At 57.9% G+C, this 11,602-nt stretch carries 14 protein-coding genes; 3 read left to right on the top strand and 11 right to left on the bottom strand.

What is annotated here, in order from left to right:
* Positions 1 to 10 precede the first annotated feature (10 nt).
* From ccoP (V0R60_RS07670) to ccoN (V0R60_RS07705), 8 genes are all read right to left on the bottom strand, one after another.
* Positions 11 to 991: a cytochrome-c oxidase, cbb3-type subunit III gene (ccoP, locus tag V0R60_RS07670; protein ID WP_136477425.1), complete on the bottom strand. Its 981-nt coding sequence runs from the start codon at positions 989 to 991 to the stop codon at positions 11 to 13.
* A complete protein-coding gene (locus V0R60_RS07675; protein WP_010225992.1) occupies positions 988 to 1,185 on the bottom strand; it encodes a CcoQ/FixQ family Cbb3-type cytochrome c oxidase assembly chaperone in 198 nt (65 codons plus the stop codon). The genes ccoP (V0R60_RS07670) and V0R60_RS07675 overlap by 4 nt, the downstream gene beginning before the upstream one ends.
* A gap of 5 nt (positions 1,186 to 1,190) precedes the next feature.
* Positions 1,191 to 1,799, bottom strand: a complete 609-nt coding sequence (gene ccoO, locus V0R60_RS07680; RefSeq protein WP_330079332.1) for a cytochrome-c oxidase, cbb3-type subunit II — start codon at positions 1,797 to 1,799, stop codon at positions 1,191 to 1,193.
* On the bottom strand, positions 1,799 to 3,241 hold the full coding sequence (ccoN, locus tag V0R60_RS07685; RefSeq protein WP_136477423.1) for a cytochrome-c oxidase, cbb3-type subunit I: 1,443 nt from the start codon (positions 3,239 to 3,241) through the stop codon (positions 1,799 to 1,801). The genes ccoO (V0R60_RS07680) and ccoN (V0R60_RS07685) overlap by 1 nt, the downstream gene beginning before the upstream one ends.
* 487 nt (positions 3,242 to 3,728) lie before the next feature.
* Positions 3,729 to 4,676, bottom strand: a complete 948-nt coding sequence (ccoP, locus tag V0R60_RS07690; protein ID WP_136477422.1) for a cytochrome-c oxidase, cbb3-type subunit III — start codon at positions 4,674 to 4,676, stop codon at positions 3,729 to 3,731.
* Positions 4,673 to 4,870, bottom strand: a complete 198-nt coding sequence (locus tag V0R60_RS07695; protein ID WP_136477421.1) for a cbb3-type cytochrome oxidase subunit 3 — start codon at positions 4,868 to 4,870, stop codon at positions 4,673 to 4,675. Before V0R60_RS07695 ends, ccoP (V0R60_RS07690) begins: the two co-directional genes overlap by 4 nt.
* A gap of 5 nt (positions 4,871 to 4,875) precedes the next feature.
* Positions 4,876 to 5,484 (bottom strand): cytochrome-c oxidase, cbb3-type subunit II, encoded by a 609-nt coding sequence (ccoO, locus tag V0R60_RS07700; RefSeq protein ID WP_136477420.1) that lies wholly within the window; start codon positions 5,482 to 5,484, stop codon positions 4,876 to 4,878.
* A gap of 10 nt (positions 5,485 to 5,494) precedes the next feature.
* A complete protein-coding gene (ccoN, locus tag V0R60_RS07705) occupies positions 5,495 to 6,919 on the bottom strand; it encodes a cytochrome-c oxidase, cbb3-type subunit I (protein WP_136477419.1) in 1,425 nt (474 codons plus the stop codon).
* Between the two features lie 49 nt (positions 6,920 to 6,968).
* On the opposite strand from ccoN (V0R60_RS07705), the gene V0R60_RS07710 reads away from it, so the two are divergent.
* A complete protein-coding gene (locus V0R60_RS07710; RefSeq protein WP_330079333.1) occupies positions 6,969 to 7,670 on the top strand; it encodes an alpha/beta family hydrolase in 702 nt (233 codons plus the stop codon).
* A gap of 105 nt (positions 7,671 to 7,775) precedes the next feature.
* Here the strand turns inward: V0R60_RS07710 and ppnP are convergent, their stop codons facing one another.
* Positions 7,776 to 8,060, bottom strand: coding sequence for a pyrimidine/purine nucleoside phosphorylase (gene ppnP / locus V0R60_RS07715; RefSeq protein ID WP_136477417.1), 285 nt, complete (start codon positions 8,058 to 8,060; stop codon positions 7,776 to 7,778).
* Positions 8,061 to 8,130: 70 nt separating this feature from the next.
* Complete coding sequence (locus V0R60_RS07720; RefSeq protein WP_330079334.1) at positions 8,131 to 8,682, bottom strand: exonuclease domain-containing protein; 552 nt, start codon at positions 8,680 to 8,682, stop codon at positions 8,131 to 8,133.
* A 169-nt stretch (positions 8,683 to 8,851) separates the two neighbouring features.
* Here V0R60_RS07720 and V0R60_RS07725 point away from each other — a divergent pair, with 169 nt between their 5' ends.
* Both V0R60_RS07725 and V0R60_RS07730 read left to right on the top strand, forming a co-directional pair.
* Positions 8,852 to 9,655, top strand: a complete 804-nt coding sequence (locus V0R60_RS07725) for a substrate-binding periplasmic protein (protein WP_136477415.1) — start codon at positions 8,852 to 8,854, stop codon at positions 9,653 to 9,655.
* A gap of 59 nt (positions 9,656 to 9,714) precedes the next feature.
* On the top strand, positions 9,715 to 10,725 hold the full coding sequence (locus V0R60_RS07730; protein WP_330079335.1) for a GNAT family N-acetyltransferase: 1,011 nt from the start codon (positions 9,715 to 9,717) through the stop codon (positions 10,723 to 10,725).
* A gap of 65 nt (positions 10,726 to 10,790) precedes the next feature.
* On the opposite strand, the gene V0R60_RS07735 is transcribed toward V0R60_RS07730, so the two are convergent.
* On the bottom strand, positions 10,791 to 11,321 hold the full coding sequence (locus V0R60_RS07735) for an RNA polymerase factor sigma-70 (RefSeq protein WP_136477413.1): 531 nt from the start codon (positions 11,319 to 11,321) through the stop codon (positions 10,791 to 10,793).
* Between the last annotated feature and the right edge of the window lie 281 nt (positions 11,322 to 11,602).

Here is an 11,602-nt window from a genome sequence, read left to right on the forward strand (position 1 = left end):
GCCGTACGAATTACTTCGCGTCGGCAGTCTTTTCAGCCTGGTGTGACAGGCTGTAGACATAGGCGGCCAGCAGGTGGACCTTGTCGTTACCCTGAATCGCTTCCTGTGCAGGCATCTGGCCCTGGCGGCCGTAACGGATGGTCTGCTGCAGTTGGGCGAAGCTTGAACCGTAGATGAAGGCTTGCGGGTGAGTCAGGTTAGGCGCGCCCATCGCTGGAGTACCTTTGCCTTCTGGGCCGTGGCAAGCCACGCAGTTGGCAGCGAAGATCTTCTGGCCATTGGCTACGTCAGCTTTTGCACCCTCTGGCAGCTTGCGGCCATCGAGGTTGGTCAGTACAAACGCGGCAACGTCGGCAACGCCTTGCTCACCAATGACTTCCGACCAAGCCGGCATTACGCCATGACGACCGCCCATGATGGTGGCCTTGATGGTCTCGGGCTCGCCGCCCCAGCGCCAGTCATTGTCGGTCAGGTTAGGGAAGCCGTAGGAACCCTTGGCGTCGGAGCCGTGGCAAACCGAGCAGTTGGAGGCAAACAAGCGGCCGCCCATCTTCAAGGCTTGTGGGTCCTTGGCGACTTCTTCAATTGGCATCGAGGCAAACTTGGCGAAGATCGGACCAAACTTGGCGTCCGAGCGGGCCATTTCCTTTTCCCATTCGTGAACACCGGTCCAGCCTGGCTGACCGTTGGCGAATTCGGTCTTTTTCTCGTTATCTACGTACTGGTAGCCCGGCAATACACCTTTCCAGTTGCCCAGGCCCGGGTACAGCACCAGATAGCCCAGCGCGAAAACGATAGTGCCGACGAACAACCAGAACCACCACTGCGGCAGCGGGTTGTCGTACTCCTCGATACCGTCATAGACATGGCCGACGGTTTCATCGGTGATATCGCTGCGTTGGCCCTTGCGGGTGGACAGCAGCAGCCAGGTCAGGGCAAAAATGGTGCCCAGACTCAAAACGGTGACGTACAGACTCCAGAAGGTAGTCATTCGTTGTTACTCCTAGACGCTTTCGCTTGCGCTTGCTCGACGTGCTTGCTGGCTTCGGGATCATCCGCGAAGGGCAGCATGGTCGCTTCGTCGAACTCAGACTTGCGTCGAGAACTGAACACCCACAACGCCAGGCCGATAAAGGCCACCATCACCACGACGGTGCCCAGGCCACGAATCATCCCGATATCCATCAATATCACCGTTTGCTTTTGATGATGGTGCCCAGGCCCTGCAGGTAGGCCACCAGAGCGTCCATTTCAGTCTTGCCCTTGACTGCGTCGCGGGCACCGGCGATGTCTTCATCGGTGTACGGCGTGCCTAGGGTGCGCAAGACTTCCATCTTCTTGATCGTGTCTTTGCCGTCGAGCTTGTTCTCTACCAACCATGGATAGGCAGGCATCTTCGACTCAGGCACGACGTTGCGCGGGTTGTACAAGTGCGCACGGTGCCAGTCATCGGAGTAGCGACCGCCGACACGGGCCAGGTCCGGACCGGTACGCTTGGAACCCCACAGGAACGGGTGGTCCCAGACGCTTTCACCGGCTACCGAGTAGTGGCCGTAGCGTTCGGTTTCGGCACGGAACGGACGAATCATCTGCGAGTGGCACTGTACACAGCCTTCGCGGATGTAAATGTCACGGCCTTCCATTTCCAGTGCGGTGCGTGGCTTCATGCCCTCGACCGGCTTGTTGGTAACGTCCTGGAAAAACAGTGGGACGATCTGGGTCAGGCCGCCAATGCTGACGGCAATGACCATGAAGAAGGCCAGCAGGCCGATATTCTTCTCGACTACTTCGTGCTTCATCAGTGGGCTCCAACTACAGCGATCTGTGCAGCAGCTTCAGCTTCGGCCGGCTTCGAGGCACGGACGGTGCGGAACACGTTGTAGGCCATCAGCAGCATGCCGGAGGCGAAGAACGCACCGCCCAGGGCGCGGACGATAAAGCCTGGATGGCTGGCCTGCAGGGCTTCAACGAAGGAATAGGTGAGGGTGCCGTCGTCGTTGATTGCACGCCACATCAGGCCCTGGGTGATGCCGTTTACCCACATCGAGGAGATGTACAGCACGGTACCGATGGTAGCCAGCCAGAAGTGCGCGTTGATCAGGCCGATGCTGTGCATCTGCTCGCGACCGTAGACTTTCGGGATCATGTGGTACAGCGCACCGATCGAAATCATCGCTACCCAGCCAAGAGCGCCGGCGTGTACGTGACCTACGGTCCAGTCGGTGTAGTGCGACAGCGAGTTGACGGTCTTGATTGCCATCATCGGACCTTCGAAGGTCGACATGCCGTAGAACGCCAGGGAAACCACGAGGAAGCGCAGGATCGGGTCGGTGCGCAGCTTATGCCAGGCGCCTGACAGGGTCATCATGCCGTTGATCATGCCGCCCCAGCTTGGTGCCAGGAGGATGATCGACATCGCCATGCCCAGCGACTGCGCCCAATCTGGCAGCGCGGTGTAGTGCAGGTGGTGAGGACCGGCCCAGATGTACAGAGTGATCAGTGCCCAGAAGTGCACGATCGACAGGCGATAGGAGTAGATCGGACGCTCGGCCTGCTTGGGTACGAAGTAGTACATCATGCCGAGGAAGCCGGTGGTCAGGAAGAAGCCCACCGCGTTGTGGCCGTACCACCATTGAATCATTGCATCGGTTGCGCCCGAATAAGCCGAGTAGGACTTGAACAGGGTGACCGGCAGGGATGCGTGGTTGACGATATGCAGCATCGCGGTAACCACGATGAACGCACCGTAGAACCAGTTACCGACATAGATGTGCTTGGTCTTGCGCTTGACGATGGTACCGAAGAACACCACACCGTAGGTGACCCAGACAATGGCAAGCAAAATGGCGATCGGCCATTCCAGCTCTGCGTATTCCTTGGTCGTGGTGTAACCCAGGGGCAAGGTGATGAGCGCACCCACGATGACCGCTTGCCAACCCCAGAAGGTGAAGGCCGCAAGGCTATCGGAGATCAGTCGCGCCTGGCAGGTACGCTGCACGACATAGTAGGAGGTGGCAAACAGCGCACAGCCACCGAAGGCGAAAATCACCAGGTTGGTGTGCAGTGGGCGAAGGCGTCCAAAGCTCGTCCATGGCAGGTCCAGGTTCAGCTGGGGCCATACCAGTTGCGAGGCGATGAAGACTCCAAGCCCCATGCCAAGGATCCCCCAGACCACCGTCATGATGGCGAACTGGCGGACGACCTTATAGTTATAAGCAGTCGGACTGATTGCTGTGCTCATTCTAAGGTTCCACGGTTTGGGTGTTTTTGTAGGTTAAAAAATCGGCGCAAGTATGTATAAACCGTGTGGTTATTGCAACGCGATGGCTGCACTGCCGACCTCTGCCAAAGCCCGCTCCGACGCTGTTCCGAGCGCTTTCGGCGAGCAAAGTGTACACAATTATCTTGTTGATATGTGTACCGTTGTTAATGTTTTCTTGTCCAATCGGTCAAGCTTGCTGTGATCTTTTTTTCCTGCAAAGAAGACGAGATGAAGAGGTCGAGCCGGTCCCATCTACCTTTTCACGCATTCTTCAATAGCCACAGTCGGGCAAGGGAATTAACAGGCCCCTGGTGGCGGTTGCCGTGGCAACAAGCTTAGTTCCGATCAGGGCAGGTGCAAGGTGGGGTGGCGGGGGAGGTGCGACACTTGGTCGCAAGGCGTAAACGGAACCGCCGCATTCAATGGAATGCGGCGGGTTGAGTCAAGGCTCAGTTACGCGAGGATTTTACTTGGCAGAAAGGTCGTTGCTTTGCGCGGGCTCATCCTGGGACAGGCTGTAGACATAGGCCGCCAGCAGGTGGACTTTGTCATTGCCCTGAATGGCTTCCTGTGCAGGCATTTGCCCCTGGCGACCATAACGAATGGTCTGTTGCAGTTGGGCAAAACTTGAGCCGTAAATGAAAGCCTGAGGGTGAGTCAGATCAGGTGCACCCATCGCTGGCATACCTTTGCCTTCCGGGCCGTGGCAGGCCACGCAGGTGGTTGCGAAGAGTTTCTCACCGTTGCTGGCATCGGCCTTGGTGCCCTCAGGCAACTGCCGTCCATCAAGCTTGGTCAAGACAAATGCGGCAACATCGGCAACACCTTGCTCACCAATTACCTCGGCCCAGGCCGGCATTACGCCGTGACGGCCGCCCATGATCGACTGCTTGATGGTTTCAGGCTCGCCGCCCCAGCGCCAATCTTTGTCGGTGAGGTTGGGGAAGCCATAGGCGCCCTTGGCATCGGAACCGTGGCAGACCGAGCAGTTGGACGCAAACAGACGGCCGCCCATTTTCAGCGCTTGCGGGTCTTTCGCTACTTCTTCCACCGGCATGGCAGCAAATTTAGCGAAGATCGGCCCGAACTTGGCGTCAGCCTTGTCCATTTCCTTCTGCCATTCATTGACCTGGGTCCAGCCGTTTTGATAACCCGGCAGGATGCCTTTCCAGTTGCCCAGGCCCGGATAAAGGATCAGGTAGCCGACCGAGAACACCAGGGTGCCAACGAACAGCCAGAACCACCACTTGGGCAGCGGGTTGTCGTATTCCTCGATGCCGTCGAAGCTGTGACCCATGGTCTGGTCGCCAGCTCCGGGTTTTTCACCCTTGCGCGTGGCCAGCAGCAGCCAGGTCAAGCCGATCAGGCTGCCAATGGTCAGTACGCAGATGTACGCACTCCAGAAGGTGGTCATTGCCCGTTACTCCTCGATGCGGGTTCGTTGGCGGCAGGTACTAGGCGATCATCGGCAAACGGCAGCAAGCTTGCTTCGGCAAACTCGCGGTCGCGCCGACCGTTGAACACCCACAGCGACAGGCCGATGAAGGCGATGGCCACCAGCAGGGTGCCCAGGCCGCGCAGTTGGCCTATATCCAGTGTGAAGTCCATGGCGCTTACCTCTTGTTCTTGATCGCGGTGCCGAGCACCTGCAGGTAGGCGACCAAGGCATCCATTTCGGTCTTGCCCTTGATCGACTCCACTGCACCGCTGATATCCGCATCGGTGTAAGGCACGCCCAGGGTGCGCATGGTGCGCAACTTGGTTTCGGTATGGCTGCTGTCGACTGGAGCGGCCACCAGCCATGGGTAGGCAGGCATCTTCGACTCAGGCACGACGTTGCGCGGGTTGTACAAGTGCGCACGGTGCCAGTCATCGGAGTAGCGACCGCCGACACGGGCCAGGTCCGGACCGGTACGCTTGGAACCCCACAGGAACGGGTGGTCCCAAACGCTTTCACCGGCTACCGAATAGTGGCCGTAGCGTTCGGTCTCGGCACGGAACGGACGAATCATCTGCGAGTGGCACTGCACACAGCCTTCACGGATGTAGATGTCACGCCCTTCCAGTTGCAGCGCGGTATAAGGCTTCATGCCTTCCACCGGCTTATTGGTGACGTCCTGGAAAAACAGCGGGACGATCTGGGTCAGTCCGCCGATGCTGACGGCAAAGACCATCAACAGCACCAGCAGGAAGACGTTTTTCTCAATGACTTCGTGTTTCATCTGGATCTCCTCAGGCCAACTGCGCGGTGGCAGGGGCGGTCGCGGCCACTGGGGAACGCACGGTGCGCCAGGTGTTCCAGGCCATCAGGAACATACCGGTCAGGAAGATCGCTCCGCCGACAAAGCGCACGATGAAGCCAGGGTGGCTGGCTACCAGGGTTTCGACGAAGGAGTAGGTCAGGGTGCCGTCGGCGTTGACTGCGCGCCACATCAGGCCCTGGGCGATACCGTTGACCCACATCGAGGCGATGTAGAGCACAGTGCCGATGGTGGCCAGCCAGAAGTGAGCGTTGATCAGCCCCAGGCTGTACATTTGCTCGCGACCGAAGACTTTCGGGATCATGTGGTACAGCGCACCGATCGAAATCATCGCTACCCAGCCAAGAGCGCCGGCGTGTACGTGGCCGATGGTCCAGTCGGTGTAGTGGGACAGGGCGTTGACGGTCTTGATCGCCATCATCGGACCTTCGAAGGTCGACATGCCGTAGAACGCCAGCGAGACCACGAGGAAACGCAGGATTGGGTCGCTGCGCAGCTTATGCCATGCGCCCGAGAGGGTCATCATGCCATTGATCATGCCGCCCCAGCTTGGTGCCAGGAGGATCAGCGACATGACCATGCCCAGTGATTGGGCCCAGTCTGGCAGTGCGGTGTAGTGCAGGTGGTGAGGGCCGGCCCAGATGTACAGGGTGATCAGTGCCCAGAAGTGCACAATGGACAGGCGATAGGAGTACACCGGACGTTCGGCCTGTTTAGGCACGAAGTAGTACATCATCCCCAGGAAGCCTGCGGTCAGGAAGAAGCCTACGGCGTTGTGGCCGTACCACCATTGCACCATGGCGTCGGTTGCGCCGCCGTACAGTGAGTAGGACTTGGTCAGGCTGACCGGAATTTCCATGTTGTTGACGATGTGCAGGATCGCAACGGTGATGATGAATGCACCGAAGAACCAGTTACCCACATAGATGTGCTTGGTGGTGCGCTTCATCAGGGTGCCGAAGAACACCACGGCGTAAGCGACCCAGACAATGGTGATCAGGATATCGATCGGCCATTCCAGTTCGGCATACTCCTTGGAGCTGGTGAAGCCCAGAGGCAAGCTGACTGCCGCCAGTACAATCACCAACTGCCAGGCCCAGAAGGTAAAAGCGGCAAGGCGTGGAGAGAACAGGGTGGTCTGGCAGGTACGCTGGACCGAGTAATAGGACGCGGCAAACAGTGCGCAACCGCCAAAGGCGAAGATCACTGCGTTGGTGTGCAGTGGACGCAAGCGCCCAAAGCTGGTCCAGGGGAGGTCGAAGTTGAGTGAAGGCCAGACGAGTTGCGCGGCAAGAAAAACGCCGAGCCCCATCCCGACGATTCCCCACACCACCGTCATAATGGCGAATTGGCGGACCACCTTGTAGTTGTAGGCGGTACTGCTGGTTGTGTTCATGTATGGGTTCCCATCCACGGTTATAGGCAGGCTAAATAGCGAGGCAAGCATGAGTAATGGGCAAGTGGCCGGTATTGACGGGGATCAATGGGCACGGCTGATCGAAAGTCGCGGGTGGCGCTGGAATGCCCCGCAAAATCAGGGGGATGGCGAGCATTCAGGGTGTCTGATTCTGGCGCATGGCGCGGGCGCGCCAATGGACAGCGAGTTCATGGAAGAAATTGCGCAAAGGCTGGCTGCACAAGGGCTGGGGGTAGTGCGTTTCGAGTTTCCCTACATGGCACAGCGACGCTTGGATGGTGGCAAAAGGCCTCCAAATCCGCAGGCCAAACTGCTGGAGTGTTGGCGCGAGGTGTATCAGCAAGTGCGACCATTGGTCACTGGGACGTTGGCCATTGGCGGTAAGTCCATGGGCGGGCGCATGGCCAGCTTGCTGGCTGATGAGTTGGCTGCCGATGCGCTGGTATGCCTGGGTTATCCGTTCTATGCCACTGGCAAGCCGGAAAAACCACGGGTGGCGCATTTGGCTGAATTGAAAACCCCGACGCTGATCCTTCAGGGGGAGCGGGATGCCTTGGGAAATCGGCAGGCAGTGGAGGGCTATGCACTGTCACCGGCAATACAAATAGCTTGGCTGGAAACGGGGGATCACGACCTGAAACCGTTGAAGGCCTCAGGATTCACCCACAGCGCTCACCTGGCGACGGCAGCGCAGAACATTGTGGCGTTCGTGAATAAATCAGAGCCCTAATGGCGCACGTTTCGTGCAGCGGGCCTCGTCTGGCGATAATCCTGGGTGCGGAACGAGCGCTTTATGGCAGATTGCCGCGCCCGCCCGCTTCCATCGACTAGCGTCTCAGCCGCGGTACTCGCAAAGGTAAGCGGTATCCACAGCGACCTTCAGTTGGAACTTGCTGTTGGCTGGCACGTTGAACTGGCTGCCTGCAGAAAAGGTTTCCCAGTTGTCGCTGTCAGGCAGTTTTACGGTCAGTGCGCCGGAAACCACATGCATGATCTCGCGCTGCGCGGTACCGAATTCGTACTCGCCAGGGGCCATTACGCCGACAGTTGCTGGACCTTCGGCGCTTTCGAATGCAATCGATTTGACCGTGCCATCAAAGTACTCGTTGACCTTAAACATGGGCGACTCCTGAAAAGGGGCTGAAAAGGCTGGCCAGTATGCCCAAGGCATCTGGCGCCGTCATCCGCTTTCAGGCGCCGCTGGCCGGCAGGCTCAACGGTAACAAACGTGCGGTGTTGCGCGCGTCTTCCAGGGCCCGATGTTGCTGCCCGCAAAACTGCAGGCCGGCCAGCTGCAGCGCACCGTTCAGGCCTAGCGGGCGCTGGAGTTGGCGAGCCTTGGCGAAGCGCTGTTTGAGGTTGATATGTGGCAGGTCGGCAAGCAGGCTGTGCATCTGATGCAACTGCCACTCCTGGACAAGTTGCTGGCGGTCATAGTCGCCCCAGCTGACCCAGGCTTGCAGATGCTTTTGATGGTGGCCGATCCAGCGCTCGAACTGCGTCCAGACCTCTGTGAACGAGGCTGCTGTATCAACGCTCGCTTGGCCGATGTGGGTAAGCTCGCGGCAGAAGGGGGTAAGCTGCGGACGTCGCCGTGGTTTGACGAAACGCTGGAAATGATCGATTTCCCGACCCTGTCGGTTGACCAGGGTTGCGCCAATTTCGATAACTTCCATATCTGTGACCGGCCAACCTCCGTCATCTGTGGTTGCTTCCAGATCGATCACCAGCCAATGCCCCATAGTAGGCTCCATTCCAAGAGTTGTTAGAGCGTAGCCAAACTTCAGCGTGGGCGGTATCCCCTGGCGAATTGCCTGTAAGCGCCATTTGGCGCAATCGAAGGTTGTGCAGCGCCGGGAAAACGCCTAGCTTAGGTTGATTCCGGTTAGAACCCGTAAAGAGTGTGTTGCTTTGACTCCAACGCCCATGCCGCAGGTCATGTCCTTGCTGTTGATGCTCGCCACGCTGTGGCTGGCGCCGTTGGCACAGGCAATCGAGGTCGTCGAGGTCAAAGTCGGCGCTGCGCATTTCCCGCCCTATACCATGCGCCCCGAAAAGGGGGCAGATACCGGACTGTTGCCACAGCTGATCGACGCGTTGAACAACGCTCAGCAGCGTTACCACTTTATTTTGGTGCCTACTTCCATACCGCGTCGATTTGGCGATTTTCGCCAGGGGCGTACCGATATGGCGATTTTCGAGAACCCCGAATGGGGTTGGCAGGACATCGACCACGAAGCAGTCGACATGGGACTTGAAGACGCCGAGATATTCGTCACTCATGTTCAAGCCGACCGTGATGAGCGCTATTTTTCCGATCTCACGGGCAAGCGTCTGGCCCTGTACAACGGTTATCACTATTCCTTCGCTGATTTCAATCCCGATCCGCAGTACTTGGCCGAACGTTACAATGCAACGCTGACCTATTCCCACGACAGCAACCTGCTGATGGTTCAGCGCGGCCGGGCAGATGTTGCCTTGGTGACTCGCTCCTACCTCAGCGATTTTCTCAAGCGTAATCCAGGCAGCGTTGGGCAATTGCTGACCTCTGAACGGGTGGATCAGGTTTACCGTCATTACGCCTTGTTGCGCCCCGGTGCGCCGATCAATGGAGCTCGATTCGCTGCGTTGCTGCAAAAGCTGTACGACAATGGTGAATTGTTGCGCATTTTCCAGCCCTATCGCATCGGCGTTACCTCGCCCCTGGCTAACTAAATTTGCGCACCCTGGCTACGTTCTGAAGGTTAAGCCACTTTCCTTTTCGAGCTCAGACCATGCCCTTCGACCTTGCTTCGCAAACGCTGTCATTACCCCGCTGGCACAGCCTGGAGGCCGATGAAAGCGACGGTCGCCTGAGCCTTGAGCTTGAGGGGCGCGCGCTGATACGCGTGCGATTGGTGCGCGGCGACAGTTTCGACATTCATCTTGAGCAGTGTGATCAAGAGCGGCGCCAGCAAGCGCTGTGGGCGGCCTGCTATTGGTTGTTCGCCCGCGATCCCGATTGCCAGCGTTTGACCTGGTATTTGAGTGCCGAGCCTGTTGAAGCGTTGGCAGACGGCTTGTTGATAACTCAAGCCCAGGCGGGCGTGTACAGCTGTGAAAGGATGCAGTTCTGGCAGCTGCCGCATCCTTGGCTTATGCGCACTGCGAACGGCGTGTACCCACAGCAGATGCAGCTCACCGAGGGCAAGCGGCACCCGCGCCGCGCACCCAAACCGCACGGGGAGGTGTACCGGCGGTTCGATCCACGCCTGGGCGCCTGGGTGTCATTGCGCACCGTGGACATCGATACCGACCTGGAGCGCTTCAATCGCTGGCAGAACAATCCACGGGTTTTGAATTTCTGGCAGGAAGGCGGCAGTCTTGAACAGCACCGCGCGTACCTGAACAAGTTGCAAGTCGATCCGCACAGCCTGACCTTGATAGGTTGTTTCGACGATCAGCCATTTGCCTATTTCGAGGCCTATTGGGCCAAGGAGGATCGTATCGCGCCGTTTTATGCTGTTGATGATTACGATCGAGGCATTCACATGCTTGTAGGTGAGGAACATCACCGTGGCCCGCACAAAGTGGCGAGCTGGATGGCCGCATTGGTGCACTACTTGTTTCTGGATGACCCGCGGACGCAGCGAGTGGTAGCCGAGCCGCGTGCCGACAACAGCAAGATGATCGGCTACATGCAAGCGCGGCGTTTTTACCGTGAAAAAGAATTCGATTTCCCGCACAAGCGCGCGGCACTGATGGTGCTAGGGCGAGAGCAATTCTTCGAGAGTTGCGAACTTTAAACTTCAAGTTTCAAGCTGCGCGTTGACCACCACCAACTTGCAGCTTAACGCTTGCAGTTTGCCGCTCAGGTCCGCCGATTGGACACTTTGCGGCAATGTACCAGGGCGTCGCGAATCATGAAGTTGACCAGGGTTGGGGAGACGCCCAACTCCTTGGCAATATCCTTTTGCGCCACCCCATGCAGGCGGTACATTTCAAACGCGTAACGAGTACGTTCTGGTAGTTCGTTCAGTGCATCGGCAATGTTTTCCAAGGTGGCGAAATTCATGTGCGTGGCTTCGGGCGAGGCACCCTGGATCACCACATTCAGGCCCTCTTCTTCGCTGCCGGAATACCTGAGCTCCATGGACTGCTTGCGATAGTGATCGATCGCCAGGTTACGCACGATCTGGAACAAGTAACTCAGTTGGGCCTTGAACGAGGAAGTAATCGGCGGGGCTGAACTGAGCCGGAAGAAGGCGTCCTGCACCACGTCTTCAGCGCGTGAGCGGCAGCCGGTGATGCGAGCGGCGATCTTGACCAGAATACTGCGGTTGTCGACAAACGCCTGGAGTAACGGTGAATCGCACTTACTTGTGGATTGTTGTTCCGCCATGGAAATCACCTTAGCTCTAAGAGGGAGGGGGAGCGCTCCTGTTGGGGAGGCTTCCTACGACGTGCGACAAATTATTCTTAATGATAATTATTGTCAAATGAGAAAAGTAATGTATACGCGGGTATTTTGGTTATAAGCCGCAAAGTGTGATTGGCTTCAAAAACTCCTCGCCCAAGCCCCTGAACGCAAAGCTCTCAGTCGCTAATTATTTGCCCAGGCCATCCGTTCCTCTGTGTACATCCCTGGGCGCTCGGCAAGCGCTTGGTGCTACCGCTGAGCCG

Origin of the sequence: Pseudomonas auratipiscis (assembly GCF_036324085.1) — a bacterium.
Classification (GTDB): domain Bacteria; phylum Pseudomonadota; class Gammaproteobacteria; order Pseudomonadales; family Pseudomonadaceae; genus Aquipseudomonas; species Aquipseudomonas auratipiscis.